The organism is Allobosea sp. GW822-FHT05A11 (assembly GCF_058800455.1).
The window spans coordinates 510299-533999 of the sequence record NZ_JBXAMI010000003.1 but is presented as its reverse complement, the minus strand read 5'-3'; the positions used below and the strand labels follow the sequence as shown (position 1 = coordinate 533999).

General features: G+C 66.8%; 23 protein-coding genes. 10 read left to right on the top strand and 13 right to left on the bottom strand.

All coding sequences use genetic code 11. The features are described 5' to 3' along the window. Window positions 1-92 precede the first annotated feature (92 nt). Complete coding sequence (locus AC1RLU_RS12080; protein WP_492795784.1) at window positions 93-2423, bottom strand: putative bifunctional diguanylate cyclase/phosphodiesterase; 2331 nt, start codon at window positions 2421-2423, stop codon at window positions 93-95. A gap of 158 nt (window positions 2424-2581) precedes the next feature. Continuing rightward, entirely contained in the window at window positions 2582-3523 is a 942-nt protein-coding gene (locus AC1RLU_RS12075) for an enoyl-CoA hydratase-related protein (RefSeq protein ID WP_492795782.1), read from the bottom strand. A gap of 421 nt (window positions 3524-3944) precedes the next feature. Between AC1RLU_RS12075 and AC1RLU_RS12070 the strand changes: the two genes are divergently transcribed. The 6 genes from AC1RLU_RS12070 to AC1RLU_RS12045 all read left to right on the top strand — a co-directional run bounded on the left by AC1RLU_RS12070 (window position 3945) and on the right by AC1RLU_RS12045 (window position 8336). Next, window positions 3945-4106: a hypothetical protein gene (locus tag AC1RLU_RS12070; protein ID WP_170843316.1), complete on the top strand. Its 162-nt coding sequence runs from the start codon at window positions 3945-3947 to the stop codon at window positions 4104-4106. Window positions 4107-4167: 61 nt separating this feature from the next. Further along, window positions 4168-5457: a UDP-N-acetylglucosamine 1-carboxyvinyltransferase gene (murA, locus tag AC1RLU_RS12065; RefSeq protein WP_492795780.1), complete on the top strand. Its 1290-nt coding sequence runs from the start codon at window positions 4168-4170 to the stop codon at window positions 5455-5457. Between the two features lie 60 nt (window positions 5458-5517). After that, on the top strand, window positions 5518-5964 hold the full coding sequence (locus tag AC1RLU_RS12060) for a DUF2948 family protein (protein ID WP_061965266.1): 447 nt from the start codon (window positions 5518-5520) through the stop codon (window positions 5962-5964). 41 nt (window positions 5965-6005) lie between these two features. Continuing rightward, complete coding sequence (hisD, locus tag AC1RLU_RS12055; protein WP_492795778.1) at window positions 6006-7298, top strand: histidinol dehydrogenase; 1293 nt, start codon at window positions 6006-6008, stop codon at window positions 7296-7298. Window positions 7299-7335: 37 nt separating this feature from the next. Next, on the top strand, window positions 7336-7824 hold the full coding sequence (locus AC1RLU_RS12050; protein WP_061965262.1) for a UPF0262 family protein: 489 nt from the start codon (window positions 7336-7338) through the stop codon (window positions 7822-7824). A gap of 107 nt (window positions 7825-7931) precedes the next feature. Next, window positions 7932-8336 (top strand): arsenate-mycothiol transferase ArsC, encoded by a 405-nt coding sequence (locus tag AC1RLU_RS12045; RefSeq protein WP_082617235.1) that lies wholly within the window; start codon window positions 7932-7934, stop codon window positions 8334-8336. Window positions 8337-8342: 6 nt separating this feature from the next. On the opposite strand, the gene AC1RLU_RS12040 is transcribed toward AC1RLU_RS12045, so the two are convergent. Both AC1RLU_RS12040 and AC1RLU_RS12035 read right to left on the bottom strand, forming a co-directional pair. Then, window positions 8343-10079, bottom strand: coding sequence for a pilus assembly protein TadG-related protein (locus AC1RLU_RS12040; protein ID WP_492795777.1), 1737 nt, complete (start codon window positions 10077-10079; stop codon window positions 8343-8345). Window positions 10080-10116: 37 nt separating this feature from the next. Then, the gene (locus AC1RLU_RS12035) at window positions 10117-10545 is read right to left on the bottom strand and encodes a TadE/TadG family type IV pilus assembly protein (protein ID WP_492795775.1); all 429 of its coding nucleotides are present in this window, start codon (window positions 10543-10545) and stop codon (window positions 10117-10119) included. A gap of 225 nt (window positions 10546-10770) precedes the next feature. On the opposite strand from AC1RLU_RS12035, the gene AC1RLU_RS12030 reads away from it, so the two are divergent. Then, on the top strand, window positions 10771-11097 hold the full coding sequence (locus AC1RLU_RS12030) for a hypothetical protein (RefSeq protein WP_492795774.1): 327 nt from the start codon (window positions 10771-10773) through the stop codon (window positions 11095-11097). Beyond that, complete coding sequence (locus tag AC1RLU_RS12025) at window positions 11094-12551, top strand: methyl-accepting chemotaxis protein (protein ID WP_492795772.1); 1458 nt, start codon at window positions 11094-11096, stop codon at window positions 12549-12551. Before AC1RLU_RS12030 ends, AC1RLU_RS12025 begins: the two co-directional genes overlap by 4 nt. Before the next feature lie 3 nt (window positions 12552-12554). Here AC1RLU_RS12025 and AC1RLU_RS12020 read toward each other — a convergent pair whose 3' ends face one another. From AC1RLU_RS12020 to AC1RLU_RS11995, 6 genes are all read right to left on the bottom strand, one after another. Further along, the gene (locus AC1RLU_RS12020) at window positions 12555-13772 is read right to left on the bottom strand and encodes a phosphopentomutase (protein ID WP_492795770.1); all 1218 of its coding nucleotides are present in this window, start codon (window positions 13770-13772) and stop codon (window positions 12555-12557) included. A 2-nt stretch (window positions 13773-13774) separates the two neighbouring features. Then, window positions 13775-15403: an ABC transporter ATP-binding protein gene (locus AC1RLU_RS12015; protein ID WP_492795768.1), complete on the bottom strand. Its 1629-nt coding sequence runs from the start codon at window positions 15401-15403 to the stop codon at window positions 13775-13777. Then, on the bottom strand, window positions 15400-16572 hold the full coding sequence (locus tag AC1RLU_RS12010) for an ABC transporter permease (RefSeq protein WP_492795766.1): 1173 nt from the start codon (window positions 16570-16572) through the stop codon (window positions 15400-15402). The genes AC1RLU_RS12015 and AC1RLU_RS12010 overlap by 4 nt, the downstream gene beginning before the upstream one ends. Before the next feature lie 2 nt (window positions 16573-16574). Then, a complete protein-coding gene (locus AC1RLU_RS12005; RefSeq protein ID WP_113585328.1) occupies window positions 16575-17663 on the bottom strand; it encodes a microcin C ABC transporter permease YejB in 1089 nt (362 codons plus the stop codon). A 7-nt stretch (window positions 17664-17670) separates the two neighbouring features. Next, window positions 17671-19539, bottom strand: coding sequence for an extracellular solute-binding protein (locus AC1RLU_RS12000; RefSeq protein ID WP_492795764.1), 1869 nt, complete (start codon window positions 19537-19539; stop codon window positions 17671-17673). Window positions 19540-19716: 177 nt separating this feature from the next. After that, window positions 19717-20259: a c-type cytochrome gene (locus AC1RLU_RS11995; protein ID WP_061965247.1), complete on the bottom strand. Its 543-nt coding sequence runs from the start codon at window positions 20257-20259 to the stop codon at window positions 19717-19719. Between the two features lie 201 nt (window positions 20260-20460). Between AC1RLU_RS11995 and AC1RLU_RS11990 the strand changes: the two genes are divergently transcribed. Next, window positions 20461-21195 (top strand): 3-deoxy-manno-octulosonate cytidylyltransferase, encoded by a 735-nt coding sequence (locus AC1RLU_RS11990; RefSeq protein WP_492795762.1) that lies wholly within the window; start codon window positions 20461-20463, stop codon window positions 21193-21195. Window positions 21196-21273: 78 nt separating this feature from the next. Continuing rightward, complete coding sequence (locus AC1RLU_RS11985; RefSeq protein WP_061965246.1) at window positions 21274-22128, top strand: prephenate dehydratase; 855 nt, start codon at window positions 21274-21276, stop codon at window positions 22126-22128. 46 nt (window positions 22129-22174) lie between these two features. Here AC1RLU_RS11985 and AC1RLU_RS11980 read toward each other — a convergent pair whose 3' ends face one another. The 3 genes from AC1RLU_RS11980 to nudC form a co-directional block, all read right to left on the bottom strand. After that, the gene (locus tag AC1RLU_RS11980; RefSeq protein ID WP_492795760.1) at window positions 22175-22405 is read right to left on the bottom strand and encodes a hypothetical protein; all 231 of its coding nucleotides are present in this window, start codon (window positions 22403-22405) and stop codon (window positions 22175-22177) included. A gap of 6 nt (window positions 22406-22411) precedes the next feature. Further along, on the bottom strand, window positions 22412-22639 hold the full coding sequence (locus AC1RLU_RS11975) for a helix-turn-helix domain-containing protein (RefSeq protein ID WP_492795759.1): 228 nt from the start codon (window positions 22637-22639) through the stop codon (window positions 22412-22414). A gap of 87 nt (window positions 22640-22726) precedes the next feature. Continuing rightward, window positions 22727-23683 carry an NAD(+) diphosphatase gene (gene nudC / locus AC1RLU_RS11970; protein ID WP_492795757.1) on the bottom strand — a complete coding sequence of 319 codons (957 nt, stop codon included), beginning with the start codon at window positions 23681-23683 and terminating at the stop codon, window positions 22727-22729. Between the last annotated feature and the right edge of the window lie 18 nt (window positions 23684-23701).

The following is a 23701-nucleotide window of genomic DNA, read 5'->3' as shown; positions in this document are numbered from 1 at the left end:
TTGCTCGTTTGTCCAATCGCTGATGCGTTGCCGGGCCGGCGGAATCAAGGCCGCTGCGCAGGCGCTTCGGAAAAAGAACGCTGCTCGCCCGTTCAGGCCACGCTGCGGCTGCCGTTCCTGGCCTTGATGCCGGCGAGCGGCTCGGGGCGGCCGAACAGGAAACCCTGGGCGCGATGGGCGCCGAGGAGCTGGACGGCGATGCGCTGCTGCTCGGTCTCGATACCCTCGACGACGACGTTCATCTGCAGGCGGCGCGCCAGTTGGCAGACCGCCTCGATGACAGCCTTGGACGCCTCGTTGGTGTGGACCTCGCGCGTGAAGCTCTGGTCGATCTTCACCTGCGCGAACGGGTAGGTCGAGAGATAGGCGAGCGAGGAATAGCCGGTTCCGAAATCATCCAGCGCGAAGGTGACGCCCAGGGCCCGCAACTCGTCGAGCACCGAGAGCGCCAGCTTCTCGTCCTCGATCAGCAGCGATTCCGTCACCTCCAGCATCAGGCGACGCGATTCGAGCTGCGAGGCGAGGAGGGCGTCCTTGACCGTTTCGACGATCCGGCGTGGCTCGCGGAACTGCAATGGCGAGACGTTGACGGAGACGCCGATGCCCGGCTCCCAGCTTGCGGCATCGCGGCAGGCCTGGCGGATCGCCCAGTCGCCCATGCCGGCGATCAGGCCGGACTGCTCGGCGATCGGGATGAACACGCCGGGCGGCACCATGCCACGGGTCGGGTGGCGCCAGCGCATCAGGGCCTCGCGCGATACGACCTTCTGGGTCTTCAGGTCGATGATCGGCTGGTAATAGAGTTCGAGCGTGCCGTCGGTGCAGGCCTTGCGCAGATCGATCTCGATCTCGTGCCGCTCCATCATCTCCTCGGCCATGGCCGGGTTGAAGAACATCACGGTGTTCCGGCCAGCCGATTTCGCCTTGTAGAGCGCGGTATCGGCATGGCGCAGCAGGTCGGCCGGATTGGCGCCGTCGTGTGGCGCCATCGCGATGCCGATGCTCGCCGTCACGTAGACGGTCTTGCCGTCGACGTCGAAGGCCCGCGCCATCACGTCGATCATGCGCTTGGCGATGGCGGTGACGACGACATGGTCTGCGGAGGGGAGGATCAGCAGGAACTCGTCGCCGCCGAAGCGGGCGAGCTGGTCGTTGCTGCGGATCGCGCTGCGCAGACGGCTCGCGGTCTCCATCAGCACATGGTCGCCGGTATCGTGGCCGAGGCTGTCATTGACCTGCTTGAAGCCGTCCAGGTCGAGATAGAGCAGCGCGAAGGCATCGCCGGTGCGCTCGAGCTTGGCGAAGGCTTCCGCGATCTGCGTGCTGTACTCGAACCGGTTCGCCAGCCCGGTGAGCTCGTCGAAGCGCGCCATCTGCTCGATGCGCGCCTCGGTCGCCTTGCGCTGGGTGGCATCCTCGGTGAGCATCAGGATGCCACCCTCGGCAGCAGGCGCCAGCGTCACGACCAGTACGAGGCCGCCCCGCGTCACCAGCTCGCGGCTGGTCGCCTGCTGGGTCGCCTGCAGCTCCGTCAGTGCCGCGCGGATGTCCCGCAGTTGGTCCTGGCTGATCACCTGCCGTTCGACGAGGAAGCGCGCGATCGCCGTCAAGGGTGTGCCGGGGAGGGCGAGCGTCTCCGGCAGGCCGTAGAGCGTGCTGTGGGGGGCATTGCTGACCGCGAGCTTGAGGCTGCGGTCGAACATCGCGAGCCCGTCGATCATCGTGTTGAGCGCGGCGTCGAGCGTCAGGTTCTGCGAGTGCAGGGCGGAGGCGAGCGCCTTCGACTGCTTGTTGGCGTCGCTGAGCGCGAGCAGGTTGCGATGCAGCGAGTTGGTGATCGCGATATTGGCCGCCACGTAGAGGAAGGCGAAATAGCCGATATAGCGGTAATAGGGATTATGGGCGCCGATCAGCCCGATCGCCATCGGGATGCAGAAGGTCAGGAGCTGCACCGCGACGAATTTCGGCCGGCCGGCGTTGCGCGCGACATAGCCGGAGGCGAGCGCGATGGTCGAGGCGACCGAGGTGATATGCGCCGCGGCATCGTCGGTCTGGACCAGCGCGACATAGCAGCTGTAGCCGAGGACGGCGCTGAACGTCGTGGCGCCGAGAAAATAGTCGCGGTCCCAGCGGCGGGTCTCCGCGTAGCTGTCCTGCGCGTGGTTGCGCCGGCGATAGGCGATCACCGTCATGATGCGCAGGATGACGATCAGCGTCACCAGCACGGTGAGGACCATGAAGATGTCCATGCCGGTGGACACCCAGCACAGGAACGGCGTCAGGATGCCGGCGATGCCGCCGGGGACGATCGAGGCCGGCGACGAGAACAGCGAGCTGACCAGCAGCGTATAGCCGGTCAGGTCGATGGTCTCGCCCTGCTCGCGCTCGCCAGCTGTCATCAGTCGCTTGAGCGCGCCTGCCATCTACTTCTGCCTTTGCCGCCCCCGCGCATCACGACGCGCGAAGCTCGCACGTCGCGCATTGTGCCGAAGGGTTGTACGAGAGCAGAGGTAAATGCTTCGTGTGGTTTTCCGGGGGCCGTTCCCCCGAAAATCTGGCGGGACCTGATACGCGCCTTCGGTCAGACCGGGGCGAGGTGGCGCTGATAGACGCGGGCCAGCATCCGGTCCTGCGTCTGCGCGATGCGTTGCAGCTTCGAGATTGCGCTCGGGCTGAGGCGCAGCATGCAATTCGTCCAGATCTCGCCGAGATGGCCGAGTTCTTCGCGCAGGTCGCCATGGCGACGGTTGAAGGCCGAGAACAGCGCGGTCTTGGCGGCGTGGATCGGCAGTGAGTCGGCGCAGTATTTGCGGATCCAGTCCTCGCCCGTGCCGGTCGGGACCACCGCCTCGAGGCCGCCGGCCGCCATGAACTCCTGCGCGCTCATCTCCTCGCCGGAGAGCAGCATCTGCTCGGCGGCGCGCTGGCCCATGCGTCGCGACAGGATCGCCACCGCCGTGATCGGGAAATGGTTGAACTTGATCTCCGGGTAGACGAACGAGGCCTGTTCCTCGGCGACCATGACGTTGCACGAGCGCGGCGCGTCGATGCCGCCACCGATCGCCTTGGCGTGGATCGTCGAGAGCGTCACCACGAGGCCGTTGAGGCCGCCGGAGTTCCAGATCGCGCCTTCCGCCGAGAGCCGGGCGTATTCCGCCAGCGCGGCGCGGTCGTTCTTGGCCAGGCAGTCCAGGTAGAAATCGAGATCGCCGCCGAGCGTGAAGAACGGCCCCGTGCCGCGGAAGGCGAGGAAGCGCACCGGCGCGCGGTGATACTGGTCGGGGGCGCCCCATAGCGCGACGATCGCGCTCTGAATCTTCACCAGGCTGTCGAGCAGTTGCAGCGTGAAGACCGGCTTCAGCTCCGGCCGGATCGTGACCCAGAGCGTCTTGATGTCCGGCTCGTAGGCGATCTCCACCTCCGGCAGGAAGCCTGCCTTGTAGCGGATCGCATCGATGACTTCGCAACTCTCGAGCAGGGTCGGCGCGAGGCTTCCTGCTCTGACCTTCAAGGACTGCAACATGAAGCTACCCCACAAATTCCTTGATGCCCGCAGCGTAAACGAGCTTAACGAAGTGTAAACGAAATCCGGCGGAAATGGTTAATAGCATTAAGCTTTTTTCGATGACGCTGCGTCACGCGATGCGTTCTGGGACGCTCGGATGCCAACCTGGCAAGAGCCGCGCCGCCGTGATGCGAACGATGATTGCGTGGAGAGGCCCGAAGCTGGAAACAAATGAGTCGTGCCGCGGCCTGCGGGAGAAGGATCGTTTCCGGGTGGTAAAACCGGATCGGAGCTGGCTCGCTCCGGCACGATGCTGGCCCGTCATGGGGCAGGGCGGGCGGCGATCGATGGCCTTGTCCACCGGCGGCTGTGGGTCTAACGATACCGCCGCGAATTCGCCGCGTTCCCGCGTTCAAACATCTTTTGCCGAGCTGATGCCGTGACCCGCCAGACAGCCGAGGACGAGAAGCAGGCGCGCCTTGCCGCCGCGCTCCGCGAGAACCTGAAGCGCCGCAAGGCCCAGGCTCGCGCTCGCCGTTCGGACGAAGCGCAAGCGCGTGAGCCGGCCCCGCCCTCTCAGGCCGATTCCTCCCGGACCTGAACTCCCTTATTCTCCCATGCGCCGCCGGCCCTGTGCCGGGCCGGCCGAGCAGGACCCGACGATGGACAAGATCCGCATCACCGGCGGCCAGCGCCTCAATGGCGCCATCCCGATTTCCGGCGCGAAGAACGCCGCCTTGCCGCTGATGATCGCCAGCCTGCTGACGGACGAGACGCTGACGCTGACCAATGTGCCGCGCCTCTCGGACGTGACGGCGCTCTCGCGCATCCTGTCGAACCAGGGCGTCGACCGCACCGTCGCCGGCAAGCGCATCGGCCAGTCCGCGGAGACCGGCCAGACCATCTCGCTGACCGCCCGCCAGATCGTCGACACCTGCGCGCCCTATGAGCTGGTCTCGACCATGCGGGCGAGCTTCTGGGTGATCGCGCCGATCCTGGCCCGGATGGGCGAGGCCAAGGTCTCGCTGCCGGGCGGCTGCGCCATCGGCACGCGCCCGGTCGATCTGCTGCTCATGGCGCTGGAGAAGCTCGGCGCCGAGATCGTCATCGAGAACGGCTATGCGCTGGCGCGCGCGCCGAAGGGTCTGAAGGGCGGCGAGATCGTCTTCCCGAAGGTGACGGTCGGCGGCACCCATACCGCGCTGATGGCCGCGGTGCTCGCCCAGGGCACCACGGTGATCGAGAACGCCGCCTGCGAGCCGGAGGTCACCGACCTCGCCGCCTGCCTCGTCAAGATGGGCGCCAAGATCGAGGGCGTGGGCACCTCGCGCATCGTGGTCACCGGCGTGGTGCGCCTCGGCGGCGCGCATCATGCCGTGCTGCCTGATCGCATCGAGGCTGGCACCTATGCGATGGCCGTGGCGATGACCGGCGGAGACGTCGTCCTCGAAGGCGCCCGGCCGGAGCTGCTGCAATCGGCGCTCGATGTGCTGGGTCAGGCCGGGGTGGATATCGACTCGACCAACGAGGGCATCCGCGTGCGCCGCAACGGCCACGGCATCACGGCGGTCGATATCGACACCGATCCCTTCCCGGGGTTCCCGACCGATCTCCAGGCGCAGTTCATGGCGCTGATGACCAAGGCCAAGGGCACTTCGCGCATCCGCGAAACCATCTTCGAGAACCGCTTCATGCATGTGCAGGAGCTCGCCCGCCTTGGCGCGAAGATCCGGTTGGACGGCGATGTCGCCCATGTCGAGGGCGTCGAGAAGCTGACGGGTGCGCCGGTGATGGCGACGGACCTGCGCGCCTCGGTTTCGCTGGTGATCGGCGGGCTCGCCGCCGAAGGCGACACCACGATCAACCGCGTCTACCATCTCGATCGCGGCTTCGAGGCGCTGGAAGCCAAGCTCAGCCGCTGCGGCGCGCTGGTGGAGCGCATCAGCAGCTGATTCTCGGCTGTTGATTGCGGGACTGTTGATTTTCTCGGGGCGGCTCGTCAGAACAGGACCATGTCAGACGCTGCCGCCGACCCGCTGAAGCTCATTGCGCTCGACGCCGATGATCTCGCGATTGTCTCAGCCCATCTCCAGGATGCGGTGCTGAAGGCGGCCGACCTCGTCTATCTGCCGCGCGAGCAGCGTTTCGCGCTCGCGCTGCGCCGCTTCGACTGGGAAGGCGCCCAGCACGGCCAGCGACGGCGGCGCCTGACGGCGCTGCATTTCGATCGCGTCCAGGCCGTGCGCAGCGCCAAGCTCGACAAGAACGATCCGGACAAGGTCCTGAATCTCCTCGCCGTCACCTTCGATCTCGGCGAGGACCCTGCCGGCGAGGTGACGTTGCATTTCTCGGAAGGGGCGGCGATCCGCCTTTCGGTCGAATGCATCGAGGCCCAGATGAAGGATCTCGGCCCGGTCTGGGAAGCCGTGGCGACGCCCGGTCATCCCGACGGCGCCTGAGTCCTCCAGCCCTTTTTCGACCAATACCCAAGGACCCAGCGATGCCGATCAGGCTCGACGACAGGGATGCCGGCTTCGCTGCGGGCTTCACGGCGCTGCTCTCCGCCAAGCGCGAGGTCTCGGAGGAGGTCGATCGCATCGCCGCCGACATCATCGCCGATGTCCGTGAGAAGGGCGATGCAGCGCTGATCGGCTATACATCGCGCTTCGACGCGCTCGACCTGACGTCCGAGACCCTGCGCGTTTCCGAGGCCGAGATCGACGCGGCCGTCGCGGCCTGCTCGCCTGAATTGCTGGCGGCGCTGGAGACGGCGCGAGAGCGCATCGAGACCTATCACCGCCGCCAGAAGCCCACGGATTCCTGGGTCGAGGATGCGGCCGGCGTCGGGGCCGGCTGGCGCTGGAGCGCGATCGAGGCGGTCGGGCTTTATGTGCCCGGCGGTACGGCGAGCTATCCCTCATCGGTGCTGATGAACGCCATTCCGGCGAAGGTCGCCGGCGTGCCGCGCATCGTCATGGTCGCGCCGACGCCGCGGGGCGAAACCAACCCGCTCGTGCTCGCCGCTGCCCGGCTCGCCGGCGTCGACGAGGTCTATCGCATCGGCGGTGCGCAGGCCGTCGCGGCGCTCGCCTATGGTACGGCTGCGATCGCGCCGGTCGCCAAGATCGTCGGTCCCGGCAATGCCTATGTCGCTGCCGCCAAGCGCCGCGTCTTCGGCCAGGTCGGCATCGACATGATCGCCGGCCCCTCCGAAGTGCTGGTGATCGCCGATCGCAGCGCCAATCCCGACTGGATCGCCGCCGACCTGCTGGCGCAGGCCGAGCACGACGTCTCCGCTCAGTCGATCCTGATGACCGACGATGCCGCACTGGCCGCCGAGGTCGAGAAGGCGGTCGCGGCCCAGCTCGCGACGCTGCCACGCGCCGAGATCGCCGGCAGGAGCTGGCAGGAATTCGGCGCGATCCTGCTCGTCGCCGATCTCGAAGCCGCCGTGCCGCTGGTCGATCGGCTCGCGCCCGAGCATCTCGAGATCATGACGGCCGATCCCGAGCGCCTTGCGGGGCTGATCCGCAATGCCGGCGCGATCTTCCTCGGCGGGCATACGCCGGAAGCGATCGGCGACTATGTCGGCGGCCCCAACCACGTCCTGCCGACGGCGCGCTCGGCCCGCTTCTCGTCGGGGCTCGGCGTCGGCGATTTCATGAAGCGGACCTCGCTTCTGAAATGCGGCCCCGAGGGCCTGCGCGTCCTGGCCTCGGCCGCGACGCAATTGGCTGAGGCAGAGGGCTTGCAGGCGCACGGCCGATCCGTGACGATCAGACTGAATATCTGAGCTCCGTCCGACGGGCGGCGCCATGGCCGGAGGAGCGATGCCCGACGTCTCGATTGCCACCAACCAGCGCCTGGTTGGCCTGACCCTCGATGAGACCTCCCTCGGCCGCGGCACGCCTGATCAGGAGCACGAGCGTGCCGTCGCGATCTACGACCTGATCGAGCGCAACAGCTTCGTCGTTCCCGAGCATGACGGCGGGCCGTATCTCGCCCATCTCGCCATGGTCGAGCGGCGTCTCGTCTTCGAGATCAAGGCGGCGGACGGCGCGCCGGTGGTGACGCATCATCTCTCGCTCAGCCCGTTCCGGCGCATCATCAAGGACTACGAGATGGTCTGCGACAGCTATTATGCGGCGATCCGGACCTCGACACCGGCGCAGATCGAGGCCATCGACATGGGCCGGCGCGGCCTGCACGACGAGGCAGCCGGCATCCTGGCCGAGCGGCTGGCGAACAAGGTCGAGGTCGATTTCGACACGGCGCGCCGCCTCTTCACGCTGATCTACGCCCTGCACTGGAAGGGCTGACGCGCTTGAAGCCCAACGCATTTTCGAGCGAATTGGCCCCCGGCTCGCCTGTCGAAAATGCGCCGAATGCGCGTGACGTTCCGCGCAAGGTACAAAGCGTGCTGTTCATGTGCGCGATGAATGCCGTGCGCTCGCCCATGGCCGAGGCTCTGGCCAAGCACTTCTTCGGCAAGTCGATCTATGTCCAGTCGGCCGGCGCCCGGAAGGGCGAGATCGATGGCTTCGTGTCGACGGTGCTCGACGAGATCGGCATCGATCTCAGCCGCCACAAGCCGAAATCGATCGAAGAGCTGGAGGAATGGGAGGGGCTCAACTTCGACCTGATCATCACGCTCTCGCCGGAAGCGCACCACAAGGCCCTGGACCTGACGCGGACCCATGCCGCCGAGGTGGAATATTGGCCCACCGTCGATCCCACCATTTTCCAGGGCTCGCGCGAGCAGAAGCTCGACGCCTATCGCGATGTCCGGGACGGCCTGATCAAGCGGATCAAGCAGCGCCTCCAGAGCTGACGGGGCTCACCGCACCAGCACGGCCCCGCCGCAGCGCACGCCGCTGACCCAGCTATCGGCCTGGCCGAGACCGATGCCGAGCGTGCCGAGCACGCCGTTGAGGATCTGGTCGAGCGGCGTCGCCGCGTTGCCGATGACCCCGCTGACCAGCCCGTCGAGGCCCGGCAGGCCGAGGCCGAGACCCAGCGCCTCCACCCGCAGCTCCAGGTCGCCGACCAGCCGCCCCAGCAGGGTGGCGATGAAATTGTGCGTCGAGGTCGTCTTCTTGTCGCTGCGCTGGATCTCCGGATAGCTGAAGCTGACGGCGGCCTCGGAGAGGTTCGTCATCGTCACATGGGCGCGGCCCGTGACCTTGGCGAGCCCGGCGGCGTTGACGAGCGTCGCGGCGGGCGGGTTCGGCGCCCTGCTGAAATTGTTGAATTCCGCCATCGAGACCTGCCCGATCCAGGCGTCGACCACGGCGGGCGTGACGCCGAGCGTGACGCGCGAGGTCGAGACGTCGCCCGGCGAGCACTGGATGCCGGTGATCCGGGCCGTCGCGGCGGCGAGTTCGAGATAAAGCGGCAGCCGGACCAGCGAGGCCGCGCCCGAGCCGACGAGATCGACCGTCAGCAGGAGCCGTGTCTGCGCCGTGTGGACGCTGGAGCCGGCGCGCCCGACCCGCACCAGGCTAGTGCCCACCGGCCGCTCGCCGATGCCGAGCTTCAGCGATACCGCTGCAACCCCGGGCAGGTTCAGGTTGAGCCCGACATCGATCTGGCGGTTGCCGTTGGCGATCTGCGCGACCGCCGAGACGATATCCAGCGCCGAGAGCGAGGCCGCGAGCGGCTTCGGTCCGGAGAGCGGCTTGTCGCCGGCCGGGCCGAAGGAGATCAGCGAAGCGAGGTTGACCGGCAGGTTGCTCGCTGATGCGGTCGCGATCCGGCCCAGTGCCGCGGTGGCGGTGCCGCTGCGCGTGTCGTGATCGCGGGAGGCGTCGACGATGGCCGCCAGCACGTCGCCGAGGCGGGCATCGGCCTTGAGTACGTCATCATAGGTCGCCGCGGTCAGGTTGAGACGGGTGGCGAGGCGCTTCGAGAAGTCGAACAGGTCCACCCGCGCCTTGATCAGCGCATCGTAATCCATGACGGAGAGCGAGACGCCGCCCCCGAGCAGGCTACCCAGCAGACTGTTGAGCAGGCCGCCATCGAGCTTGAGCAGGCGCGAGCCGACGGCGAACGAGGCCTGGGCATCCTGGAACGCGATGGCGCTGGAACCGATCGGCACGTCCCCGCCGCTGAGGCTTGCCACGGGCTGTGTGCCTCCCGCCGAGTTTGGGGCCGCGCCCGGCGTCGGCGAGGTCGCGGTTGACGATGACAGGACCCGGCCGAGCAGCAGCGGCGTGGTGGTCCGCATGTCGATCCTGACGGCGTTGACGCTCGCGGCCGCGCTCGGGACGAAGCGTGCCTCCACCGCCAGCTTCGGGTCGGGCGTGTATATGCCGGTCTGCAGTGTCTGGATCGCGTTGCCGGAAAAGCCGTTCTGCATCGCGCTGGCCCGGGCCGCGGCCTGGGCGCGCGGCAGGTCGCTCGCCGCTGCGAGAACGGCAAGATCGTTGGCCGTCTGCAGCTTGCGCTTCTCGTAGTAGAAATTGCCGACATCGACGGCCATCGCACCGAAGCCGAACAGGACTGTCGCAGAGACCGCGAAAAGGATGGCGGCACCGCCCCTCTGATTCCCGGCGAAGTTCACGAGCCTGAGCATGGATGCCCCCTTTGGCCTTGAGCCCTCGGAAAAGCGTTCAGTATCCGCCGCGCTGGACGATAGCCCGGCGCTCAATCACGGGTTGTGGAAGCGAAACCAGCCGACTGAGGTCGTCATAGATCGAGCCGCTCATGTCGTAGGCGACGGAGACCTCGAAGCTCTGCATCTGCGGGCCGGTCTGGCCGGTTCGGACCCGAAGCTTCGCCGGATCGATGAAGGCGTAGGCGCCGGCATGAGCCGTGATGAAATCGTGCGCGATCTGGGAGCGCTCGGTGTCGCTGAGGCCCGATACGGACGAGCGTGCCGCTTCGGCTGCGATCTGCTGGATGCTGTGGTAGATGCCGAAGACGTAGCCATACCCCATGATGCCGACGAGGAGCAGCAGCAGGATCGGAGCGATGAAGGCGAACTCGATCGCGGTCGTCGCGTGCTGGTTTCGCAAGAGGCGGGACAGTGCGGGAAGCATGGCCGTTCCTCCATCAGTCTATACAACCAAAAATTGTAAACCTCTCCTGTTGACGAAAAGTAAATGCGGGCCGGGGCGGAATCGCCGTTCATCGCGCGTGAATCGCTTAAGTAAAATTTTACGCGAGTGGATTTGGTTCGCCGATACGCCGCCGTCGCTCCGAGTGATTCACTGCCAATGCCTTCGACATCTCCTGCGGAACCTAGTGCGGCTGGCGCGGAACGGTTGTCGCTTGGCGGCGGTCTTCTCGTCGCTCTCGTCTGCCTGCTGGTCAGCGTCGGAGCCCTTGCGAGCCTGCCGCGGGCGGCCGACGGCAGCGCGCCGGTCGCGATCGTCTTTCCGCCCTGGACGGATGGCGTGGAAGCCGTGGCGCGGAGCTTCGCATCCGGTCATCGCGTCCTGCGCAACGGCCGCTTCACGGCGATCGTCGTGGTCGCCCCGACGCTGAGCGGGCAGGCGCCGGCCTTGCCCAAAGGCGCATGGTTCTCCCTCGTCCTGGCCGGCCTTGCCGGGTGCCTCGACACCCCCGGCCGAACGGAAGCATCGTCATGATCTGGACCTTGTCAGCAGTGCGCCACAGGGTCACGCAGGCCCTGCTCGCGCTCGGACTGCTGCATGTGCCGCTGCTCGCGCTGGGCTTCTGGGCCAACGGCGCGTCAGGTGCGATCCCGGTCGCGATGGCGGCGCTGGCTGCCGTTACGGCTGTGCTGGTCTATCGCCTGGCCGGCCCGGCGATCGTGACGCAGCTGATCATTGCTGTCGTGCTGATCGGGCAGGTCTCGATCCTGGTGTTCAGCTTTGCCGGCCATCCCTGGCAGCCGGACATCCACATGTATTATTTCGCGATTCTGGCGCTGCTGGCCGGCTTCTGCGACTGGCGGCCGATCCTGATGGGCGCCGTGCTGACGGCCGCGCACCATCTCGTGCTGCAATACGCCCTGCCGGCCGCCGTGTTCTATCAGGGCGGCAGCCTGCTGCGCGTGCTGCTCCATGCGGTGATCGTCATCATCGAGACGGCGTTCCTCGCGATCTTCGCCGTGGTCCTGCAGCGCATGTTCGCTGTGAACGAGCAGAACCTGGCGCGGGCGCAGGAAGTGGCCGAGCGTGAGCGGATCGCCGGCGAGAAGGAGCGCAATCTTGCCGAAGAGCTCGGGCGGCGTGCCGAGATGCTGCGCGATGTCGTCGTCGATTTTCGTTCGCAGATGGAGCAGGCGATGGCCGTGCTCGATCACTCGGCGGCCGCGATGAACACCGAGGCCGGCGCGCTGACCGAAACCTCCGACCATGTCCGGCGCCAGACCACGATGGTCTCCGATTCCGCCGCCGGCACCATGGACAGTATCGACCATCTTTCCGCCGCCAGCGCCGAGCTTGTCGCCTCGATCGGCGAGATTGGCCGCAATGCCAGCCAATCGGCCGATGGTTCGAAGATGGCCGCAGGGCTCGCCCGTCGTGCCAGCGCCGAGATCGAGCACCTCGCCCAGAGCAGCGAGAATGTCGGCGCCGTCGTCGAGATCATCCGTGGCATCGCCGCCCAGACCAGCATGCTCGCGCTCAACGCCACGATCGAGGCGGCCCGTGCCGGCGAGATGGGCCGCGGTTTCGCCGTCGTCGCCAGCGAGGTCAAGACGCTCTCGGCCCAGACCGCCAGGGCCACCGACGAGGTCTCGCACCAGATCGGCACGATGCAGCAGGCTTCGCAGCGCTCGCTCAAGGCGATCCGCGACATCGTCGAGGCGATCGGCGAGGTCGAGAGCGTCGCCAACGCGATCGCGCTCTCCGTCGACGAGCAGAGCCGCGCCACGGCCGAGATCGCGCATCAGGTCCGCTTGTCTTTCGAGGGCGCGCAGCGCAGCGCCGATGTCGCCGGCGGCTTCGAGGTCATGACCCGCCAGACCCATGGCGCTGCCCAGCAATTGCAGGATGCCGCCAGCGCGCTCGCCCGGCAGGCGCAGGAAATCCGCCAGGACGTGGCGAGCTTCTGCAGCCGGGTCGCGGCCGCCTGACAGCTACCAGGGGCGGCCGGGACCGACAGGTCCGATCCCGAGGAAGGCACTGAGGCTCGCCGCGATATCGGCGAAGCTGCCGCGGCGCCCGAGCGGCTCAGTGCCGATGCCGGGGCCGAAGGCCAGGATCGGCACATGCTCGCGGGTATGGTCGGTGCCGGGCCAGCTCGGATCGTTGCCGTGGTCGGCGGTGATGACGGCGATGTCGCCTAGCCGCAGGGTCGCCTCGATATGCGGCAGGCGACGGTCGAAGGCTTCGAGCGCCGCCGCATAGCCGGGAATATCGCGCCGGTGGCCGAACTCGGTATCGAAATCGACGAGATTGACGAAGCAGAAGCCGCCATCCGGCAGGCCGTCCCAGGCCTCCAGCGCCGCATCGAGCATCGCCGCATTGCCGAAGGGCTTGATCTCGGTGCCGGTGGCGCGATGGGCGAAGATGTCGCCGATCTTGCCGACGGTGACGACCGTCCGTCCCTGCGCCGCCAGCCGGTCGAGGATCGTCTCGTCCGGCGGCGGGATGGCGAAGTCCTTGCGGTTGCCGGTGCGGGTGAAGCCTTCCTCCGGCGATCCCACGAAGGGGCGGGCGATGACGCGGCCGATCCGCAGCGGGTCTACGAGCCCGCGCGTGACCTTGCAGAGGGCATAGAGCCGCTCGAGCCCGAAATGCTCCTCATGCGCCGCGATCTGGAGCACGGAATCGACCGATGTGTAGCAGATCGGCTTGCCGGTCTGGATATGCTCCGCCCCGAGCTCCTCGATGATCGCGGTGCCCGAGGCATGCTTGTTGCCGAGGATGCCGGGCAGGGCACCTTCCTTGACGATGCCGGCGACCAGCTCGTGCGGGAAGGAATTCTCCAGATCGGTGAAGTAGCCCCACTGGAACGGCACGGGACAGCCGGCGATCTCCCAATGGCCGGACGGCGTGTCCTTGCCCTGGCTGATTTCGACGCCATAGCCCCAGCGCCCCTCGGGCCTGGCCGGCTTCGCGACCCCGGCGAGCGGCCGGCCAGTTGACGCCTCGCAAGCATGGGCGAGCCCGAGCCGCACGAGGTTCGGCAGCTTGAGCGACCCGCTGCGCAGCCCCTCGCGATCGCCGTGCCCATCCGCGCAGGCCTCGGCGATATGACCGAGCGTGTCGGAGCCGGCGTCGCCATAGGCCGCCGCATCGGCCGCGCCGCCGCAGCCGACCGAATCCAGCACGATCAGGAGCGCGCGGGCCATGCTCAGTCCCTCACAGCGGCAGCATTGGCCGTGTCGAGATTGAGCGCGGCGGCCAGCAGCGCCTGCGTATAGGCCTCGCGCGGCGAAACGAAGATCGCCTCGGCCGGGCCTTCCTCGACCACCTTGCCGTTTTGCATCACTACCACCCGATGCGACAGCGCCCTGACGACCTTGAGGTCGTGGCTGATGAAGAGATAGCCCAGCTTGCGCTTCTCCTGCAGGCCGCGCAGCAATTCGACGATCTGCGCCTGCACGGACATGTCGAGCGCCGAGGTCGGCTCGTCCAGCACCACGAATTTCGGATCGAGCGCCATCGCCCGCGCGATCGCGATGCGCTGGCGCTGGCCACCCGAGAACTCGTGCGGGTAGCGGTCCATCGCTGTGGGATCCAAGCCCACATCGGCGAGCGCCTGCGCCACGACCTCGCGGCGCTGCGGGTAGGTCAGGTTCGGTTGCTGGATCGCGAGCCCTTCCGCCACGATCTCGGCCACCGACATGCGTGGCGAGAGCGAGCCATAGGGGTCCTGGAAAACCACCTGCAAATCCTTGCGCTTCGGCCGGACCTGCTTGCTGGAGAGCCCGTCGATCCGGTCGCCGAGGAAGACGATCGGTCCTTCCGAGGAGATCAGCCTGAGGATGGCGAGGCCGAGCGTGGTCTTGCCCGAGCCGGATTCGCCGACCACGCCCAGCGTCTCGCCCTCGCGGACCTTCACCGAGATGCCGTCGACCGCCTTCACATGGCCGGTCGTACGGCGCAGCAGCCCGGACTTGACCGGGAACCAGACTTTGACCGGCCCAGCCTCCAGCAGCGTCGCGGCATCTGCCGGAACCGGGGCAGGGCGGCCCTTCGGCTCGGCCGCGAGCAGGCGCTTGGTGTAGTCATGCTGCGGATTGCCGAAGATTTCGGCTACCGGCCCGTGCTCGACGATCTTGCCCTTCAGCATGACGCAGACCCGGTCGGCGATGCGCCGGACGATGCCGAGATCATGGGTGATGAACAGCATCGCCATGCCGAGCCGGCCCTGCAACTCCTTGAGCAGCTTCAGGATCTGCGCCTGCACGGTGACGTCGAGCGCGGTCGTCGGCTCGTCCGCGACCAGCAGCTCCGGCTCATTGGCGAGTGCCATGGCGATCATCACGCGCTGGCGCTGGCCGCCGGAGAGCTGGTGCGGGTAGGCGTCGAGCCGGCTCTTAGCGTCACGGATGCCGACGAGGTCGAGCAGCTCCAGCGTGCGGGCGCGCGCCTTCTCGCCGCGCAGGCCCTTGTGCAGTTCGAGGATCTCGCCGATCTGCCGCTCGATCGGGTGGAGCGGGTTGAGCGAGGTCATCGGCTCCTGGAACACCATGGTGATGTCGTTGCCGCGCACTTGGCGCATCGCGTCCTCGTCGGCCGCGATCAGGTCCTGCCCGTTGAACAGGATCTTGCCGGAGGGATGGTGCGCTGCCGGATAGTTCAGGAGCTTCAGGATCGAGAGCGCCGAGACCGACTTGCCGGAGCCGGATTCGCCGACCAGCGCCAGCGTCTCGCCCTTGGCGACCTGGAAGGAGACATGGTCGACCGCGAGCGTCTCCCGCCCGCCCTGGCGGAAGGCGACGGAGAGGTCTTCGACGGAGAGCAGCGGCGCAGTCATGCGAAGGTCTTCCGCGGGTCGAAGGCATCGCGCACGGCCTCGCCGATGAAGATCAGCAGCGACAGCATCAAGGCGATCACGATGAAGCCGGAGAGGCCGAGCCAGGGGGCCTGGAGATTGGCCTTGCCCTGCGCCAGCAATTCGCCCAGCGACGGCGAGCCCGGCGGGAGGCCGAAGCCGAGGAAGTCGAGCGAGGTCAGCGTGGTGATCGAGCCGTTCAGGATGAAGGGCAGGAAGGTCAGCGTCGCCACCATCGCATTGGGCAGCAGGTGCCGGATCATGATGGTGCGGTCGGAGAGGCCGAGCGCGCGGGCTGCCCGGACATATTCGAAATTGCGGGCCCGCAGGAATTCGGCGCGGACGACGCCGACCAGCGCCACCCAGGAGAACAGCAGGAGGATGCCGAGCAGCACGAAGAAGCCGGGCGTGATGATCGCTGCGACGATGATCAACAGGTAGAGCGCCGGGATCGAGGTCCAGATCTCGATCAGGCGCTGGAAGATCAGGTCCGTCCAGCCGCCGAAATAGCCCTGGATGGCGCCAGCCGCGATCCCGATCACCGAGGAGAAGGCGCAGAGGATCAGCCCGAACAGCACGGAGATGCGGAAACCGTAGATCAGGCGCGCCACGACGTCGCGACCCTGGTCGTCGGTGCCGAGCCAGTTCCATTCGAGATCGCGGCAGGTCGATCCGCCCGTACGTTCCGCGATCGGCTTGCACTGCTCGTCCTTGAGCAGCCAGGTCGGCGGCGCGGGCGCGGGCACCGGCAGGTCGAGATTATGGGTGCGATAGGAGTAGCGGATCGGCGGCCAGATTGCGAAGCCGTTGGCGGCGATCTCCTTGGCGATGACCGGATCGCGATAATCGGTCGTGGCGAGGAAGCCACCGAATTTCTCTTCCGGATAGTTCACCGCGACCGGGAACAGCCATTCGTCCTTGTAGCGGACGATGAGTGGCCGGTCGTTGGCGATGAACTCGGCGAAGAGCGTCAGCACGAACAGCGCGAGGAAAAGCCAGAGCGACCACCAGCCGCGCTTGTTGGCCTTGAAGTTGTTGAGCCTGCGCCGGTTGATCGGCGAGAGCTTGAGCCAGCCCTGCTTGGCCTCGGCCGGTGCGAGCGGCGTGTCGCTGCGCAGGGCCGGCGGCGGGATATCGATCAGCGTGTCCATGCTCACGCCTCCCGGCTCTCGAAATCGATGCGCGGATCGACCCAGCTATAGGTCAGGTCGGTGATCAGGTGCACGACGAGGCCGATCAGCGAGAAGATGAAGAGATTGGCGAAGACGACCGGATAGTCGCGGTTGACGATCGCCTCGAAGGAGAGGAGGCCGAGGCCATCGAGCGAGAAGATCGTCTCGATCAGCAGCGATCCCGCGAAGAGCGCATGCACGAAGGCGCCGGGGAAGCCGGCGATGACGATCAGCATGGCGTTGCGGAAGACATGGCCGTAGAGCACGCGCCGCTCGCTGAGACCCTTCATCCGGGCGGTCAGCACGTATTGCTTGCGGATCTCGTCGAGGAAGGAGTTCTTGGTCAGCAGCGTCGAGGTGGCGAAGGCGCCGAGCGCCATGGCCAACACCGGCAGCGTGATATGCCAGAGGTAGTCCTTCGCCTTGCCGAAGAGGCTGAGATCGGCCCAGTTGTCGGAGGTCAGGCCGCGCAGCGGGAATATCTGCCAGAACGAGCCGCCGGCGAAGAGCACGATCAGCAGGATCGCGAACAGGAAGCTCGGGATGGCATAGCCGACGATGACGACCGCGCTCGTCCAGGTGTCGAAGCGCGAGCCCTCCTTCATCGCCTTGCGGATGCCGAGCGGGATCGAGATCGCGTAGGAGATCAAGGTCATCCACAGGCCGAGCGTGATCGAGACCGGCAGCTTCTCCTTGATCAGTTGCAGCACCGGCGCGTCGCGGAAGTAGCTGCGGCCGAAGTCAAAGCGGGCATAGTCGCCAAGCATCTTCAGGAAGCGCTCATGCGCCGGCTTGTCGAAGCCGAACTGTTTCTCCAGTTCCTTGATGAAGGCGGGGTCGAGCCCCTGCGCGCCGCGATAGGCGGCGCCGTCACCATGCGCCCCGGCGTCGCCGCCCTGGCCGCCGCCGACGCGGTCGGCTGCGCCGCCACTATTGGGGTTCTGGAGCTGGGAGATCACGCGCTCGACCGGCCCGCCCGGCGCGAACTGCACGATGACGAAGGAGACGAGCAGGATGCCGAACAGCGTCGGCACCATCAGCGCGAGGCGCCGGGCGATATAGCTCAGCATGCCCCGCTCACGCCTTTCCGATCCGCTTGGCCTTCTCGGCGTCGTACCACCAGATCCCCGGCGCGCCGGAGGAGTATTTCGGCTTGGTCGCCGGCCGGTCGTACATGTCCCAATAGGCCAGCCATTCCTCGTCGTTCCACCACATCGGGATCCAGTAGCGCCCGGCGCGCAGCAGCCGGTCGAGGCATTTTGCGGCGACGACGCATTCGGCATAGGTCTTGGCCTGGCCGATCTTCTCGATCATTGCGTCGATGGCCGGGCTGGCAATGCCGGCGACGTTGCGCGAGCCACGGGTCTTCGCGGCTTCCGAGCCATAGACGATGCTGAGCGTATCGCTGGGGATCGAGCCGCCCGAGAGCGCCATGCTGATGATGTCGAAATCGAACTGGTCGAGGCGGCGCTGGTACTGCGCGGGGTCGACGAGGCGGGAGGTGGCGTTGATGCCGAGCCGCTTGAGATTGGCCTGGAATGGCTGGGTGTGCGGTTGCAGGGCCGGGTTGGAATCGAGGAACTCGATCTCGAAGGGCTGGCCGTTCGGCAGCTTCATCACATTGCCGTCGCGCTTGCAGCCGGCGGCGCGCAGCATCTCGTCGGCCTTGCGCAAGAGGGCGCGATCGCTGCCCGACCCGTCGGAGACCGGCGGCAGGAAGGGCTCGCCGAAGACCTCGTCCGGCACCTTGCCGCGCCAGGGTTCCAGCAGCGCGATTTCCTCGGCCGAGGGCTTGCCGGTGGCCTTCGAATCCGAGTTCTCGAAATAGGAGGTCATGCGCTCGAAGGAGCCGAACATGATGGTCTTGCGCGTCCATTCGAAATCGAAGGCGAGCCCCAGCGCCTCGCGGATGCGCGGGTCGGCGAATTTCTCGCGCCTGATATTGTAGATCCAGCCCTGCGAGCCGACCGGCTCGGTCTTCGGCAGAGCCTCTTTCTTGACCTTGCCCTCGTGCAGGGCGGGGAAATCGTAGCCCGTCGCCCAGATGCGCGAGGTGAACTCCTCCTGGAAGGTGATGGCGCCCGCCTTGAAGGCTTCGAAGGCGACCTGCCGGTCGCGGAAATACTCCCAGCGCACCCGGTCGAAATTATTGGTGCCGACATTCACCGGCAGATCCTTGGCCCAGTAGTCCGGCACGCGTTCGAATTCGATGAAGCGACCCTGCTCGAGACGCCCGACCTTGTAGGCGCCGGAGCCCAGGGGCGGCTCCAGCGTCGATGCGGTGAAGTCCCGCGTCGACCAGTATTTTTCGGAGAAGACCGGTAGGCCGGCGACGACGAGATGCAGGTCGCGCCCGCGCTTCGGCGAGAGCTTCACCACGAGAATATCGTCGCCCTCGGCTTCCGACGAGACGAGCTCGTTGAGCAGGAGCCGATAGGAGGGATGGCCCTTCGCCTTCAGGATGTTCATCGAAAAGGCGGCGTCGCGCGCTGTCACCCGCGTGCCGTCATGGAACTTCGCTTCGGGGCGCAGCCGGAATCGGTAGGTCAGCTTGTCCGGGGAGACCGCGACGCTTTTGGCGAGCAAGCCGTAGAGCGAGCCCGGCTCATCGCCGGAGCCGGCCATCAGGCTGTCGAAGCAGGCGTCCATGCCGGCCGCGCCGTCGCCTTGCAGGACATAGGTATTGAGCGTGTTGAAGGTGTCGAAGCTCTGGTTGCCGCCGCCGCGCTTGATCTGGACGGTCAGCATGCCGCCCTTCGGCGCCTTCGGATTCACATAGGCGAAATGCGGGAAGTCGGGCGGCAGGGCGAGTTCGCCGAAGGTCGAGAGCCCATGCGATTCGGCATCCTGCGCCAGCGCCGTGCCGGAAAGCCCGGGCAAGGTGCCCGCGACCGCGGCCGTGCCCGCGGCTTCCAGCAATCTGCGGCGTGTGATGCGCATCGCCATCGTTTCGCGTCTCCGTCTGATTCGCCGTTGTCCTGTGTCGCCTGCGTGCGGCGCGACCGCAATGGCTGGTGAGGCGCGGATTGTGCGGGCAGCCGCAGGGCGGGAGCAAGGCACGAAACGAAAAAGCCGGGCAGAGCCCGGCTTCGTGATTGCTGAATGGCTGTTTGCCGGGCCGTCTCAGGGCTTCGGCAGCGGCTTCGGCGCTTCGGAGAGGCTGTTGAGATAGGCGATCACGTCGGCGCGGGTCTCGGGCTTGGCGATGCCGGCGAACGCCATGATCGTGCCGGGCACATAGGCCTTCGGGCCCTTCAGGAAATGGTCGAGCCCTTCGGCGTCCCAGGTCTTGTCATTGCGGCCCTTCATCGCGGCCGAGTAGCCGAAGCCGGCGACCGTGCCTTCGTTGCGGCCATAGACGTCGTAGAGATGCGGGCCGACCTTGTTGGCGCCGCCCTTCTCGAAGGTATGGCAGGCCTTGCAGGCGGCGGTGGCCTTCTCGCCCTTGGCGGGGTCGGCCTTGGCGAGGCGCACCGCGATCGGCTCCTCGGCTGCGGGGGCAGCGGCGGCGCCACCTGCGGCAGCCGGCTCCTCGCTCGGCAGGTCGAAGCCTGTCACTGCCGGCTTCTTCGGCGCGAAGACGATACCGGCCGTCATATTGAGGCCCAGCACGACGAGCAGCGTGGAGAGAACCGCGCCGGCGATCTTGTTGGCTTCGATGTTCATCGTATCCGAACCCTGGTGCCCTCCGCGTCCGAGGCGCGGGAGACGAGATAGCGCTTGGCCGGAGTCTTGAAAGGCTCCAGCTTCCGCCGTTGCTTAACCGCTTTGCGCGCTTCATTGCAACTCGTATAAGCACGCACCGTTTGAGACTTTTTGCCGCCGCCGGCTTCTGCCGGTGGTGCCCATGCCGAGCACGATCCGAAAATGGCCCATCCGCTGATCCTGATCCCGGCCCGCATGCAGGCGACGCGCCTGCCCGGCAAGCCGCTCGCCGATATCCATGGCGAGCCGATGATCGTGCATGTCTGGCGCCGGGCGGTCGAATCCGGGGCCGGCGATGTGGCGGTGGCGACCGATGCGCCGGAAATCGCGGCCGCGATCGAAGCCGCCGGGGGCAAGGCGGTGATGACCAGCGCCGAGCATCAGACCGGATCGGACCGGATCAAGGAAGCGGCCGATATTCTCGACCCTGACAGGCATTACGACATCATCGTCAATGTGCAGGGCGATTTCCCGACGCTGGCGCCCTCGGCCATCGCCGCGGCGGTGAAACCGCTTGCCGATCCGGCTGTGGATATCGCGACTCTCGCCGGCGTGATCGACGACGAGGAAGAGAAGACGGCGCCGAGCGTCGTGAAGCTCGTCGGCAGCGAGATTGCGCCCGGCCACCTGCGCGCGCTCTATTTCACGCGCGCCACGGCACCTTACGGCGAGGGGCCGCTCTATCACCATGTCGGTCTCTACGCCTATCGCCGCGCCGCGCTCGACCGTTTCGTCAGCCTGCCGCAGTCGCCGTTGGAGCTGCGCGAGAAGCTGGAGCAGCTCCGTGCGCTGGAAGACGGAATGCGCATCGACGTCATGGTCATCGACCATGTGCCGCGCGGCGTCGACACGCCGCCCGATCTCGATCGCGCTCGTGTATTGCTGAAGTCCCGATAAAGCCGTTTCCGCAGGGGCCGTATCACGGTCGCCCTCTGGAGTGGCGGATAACAAGAAGCTGGAGCCTGAAGTCGTCCCATGTCCTTCGTCGTGTCTTATCAGGGTGAGCCCGGAGCCTTCTCCTCGCAGGCGGCCCTTCAGGTGTTTCCGGACTGCGAGCTTCTGCCCTGTGCCACCTTCGAGGACGCGCTCTCGGCCGTCAGCGATGGCAAGGCACGCTACGGCATGATCCCGATCGACAACTCGATCGCCGGCCGCGTCGCCGATATCCATCATTTGCTGCCGCGTTCGGGGCTGCACATCATCGGCGAGCATTTCCTGCCGATCCGCTTTCACCTGATGGGCGTGAAGGGCGCGACGCTTGCGACGATCCAGACGGTCCAGAGCCATATCCACGCGCTCGGCCAGTGCCGGAAGATCATCCGCAAGCTCGGCCTCAAGGCCGAGGTCGCCGCCGACACCGCGGGCTCCGCCCGGCAGGTCGCCGAGGCCGGCGATCTCACGCGCGCGGCCATCGCGCCGCGCATCGCGGCGGAGGTCTATGGCCTCGATATCCTGATGGAGGATATCGAGGACGAGAAGCACAACACCACCCGCTTCGTCGTGCTCTCGAAATACCCGGAATATGCGCGCCAGGGTGGGGCCAAGACCGTGACGACGCTGATGTTCCGCGTCCGCAACATTCCGGCCGCGCTCTACAAGGCGATGGGCGGTTTCGCCACCAACGGCGTCAACATGACGAAGCTCGAAAGCTACATGGTCGACGGCCATTTCTCGGCGACGATGTTCTATGCCGATGTCGAGGGCCATCCCGACGACCCGGCGCTGCGGCGCGCGCTCGACGAGCTCTCCTATTTCTCCAAGGAGATGAAGATCATGGGCGTCTATGCCGCCAACGACTTCCGCTCGACGATCGAGGAAGCCGGCGAGTAGCCGCTTGTGAACAAGCGACGGCTGTTCGCTGCGCAGGAAGACCGCCTCAGTCCTTGAGGCCGTCTTCGATGATCTCCCGCGCCGCAATGAATGCGGCGGAGTGCTCCGGCGCCGCCCCCTGCTGCTCTTCGAGCAGGAGAAGGGCGGCCTCGTAGATTTCCCGGATGTCGTGGGGCGCCAGGACCCCCTTGTGGAGCAGGCAGCGCAGCAGCGCCGCCGTGGTCGTCGCGGCGACCAACTGACCGGCCGCCGCCGCGTTCGATGCCGTGGTGCGCATGGCCGCTCACTGCGCCGACGGCTGGAGCGCTTCCGGCACGTCGTAGCCTGCCGCCGTATAGCTGTTGATCTTGTTGCGCAGCGTGCGGATGGCGATGCCGAGGAGGTTGGCAGCGTGGGTGCGGTTGCCGCCGGTTTCGCGCAGGGTGGCGAGAATCAGATCACGTTCGACATCGGCAACGGGCAGGCCGACGAGCTGCTCCATGATGGTCTGCTCAGGGTCGAGCTCGTGCATGGTCGCGGTCCTTTCCGAGCCCCCAAAAGCCCCGGTGGACAGCGCAAGGGGACGCCCTTCACGGTTAAGGAATGGTAAAAGGCCCCGTTAGATCCGCTCGCCGTCCAGTGCCCAGGCCCGCACCAGCGTGTTGGCGATGGCGATATGCTGCGGGCAGGCGAGCCCGTCGGGATGCTTGCCGTCCAGCATCTGCAGTACCTCTTCACGGGGGAACCAGCGGCCTTCCTCAAGCTCGGTCATGTCGAGCGTGATCTCGTCGCCGAGCGCCTCGGCGATGCAGCCCATCATGATCGAGGAGGGGAAGGGCCAGGGCTGCGAGGCGAGGTAACGGACGGCGCCGACCTTCAAGCCGGCCTCCTCCCAGCTCTCGCGCCTGACCGCGTCCTCGATCGTCTCGCCCGGTTCGACGAAGCCGGCGATGCAGGAATACATGCCCGGTGCGAACCGGGCCTGGCGGGCCAGCAGGCAGGCATCGCCACGCGTCACCAGCATGATCACGACCGGATCGGTGCGCGGGAAATGCATCGCGCCGCAGGCAGTGCATTCGCGCCGCCAGCCCGAGGCGCCGGCGACGGTCGGCCCGCCACATTGCGCGCAGAAGCGATGGCGGGCATGCCAGTCGAGCACGGCCTTGGCCTCGCCGAGCGGCCCGACCTCGTCTTCCGGCACGATGCGCTTCAGCGCGACCGAGCGCAGATCGGTGACGAACAGCTCGGCCCTTTCCTTCAGAGTCTCGGCCAGGGCCTTGTCGAGCAGGCGGCCGAAGCGGGGCGTCCCGTCCTCGGCCATACCCATGAAGATTTCCTCGGCCGCCGGGCCGAGCATCTCGGTCTCGCCATGGCTGAACCAGACCGTGAGCGCCTCGCCATCGAGGCGCTTCAGGATTGGCGTCTCGCCCGCGACCACGGCAATCCGTGTGTCCGAGCGGTGGCGCAAGGCCGTCACCGCGTTGGGCTGGTTGCGCAGGTCTTCGCGCCGGTCGAGCCGGTTGATCGCGAAGCCGGTGAAGGAGGAGCGTTCGCGGCGGGGCAGGGCGTCGTTCATGGTCAGGGTCTAGACCCG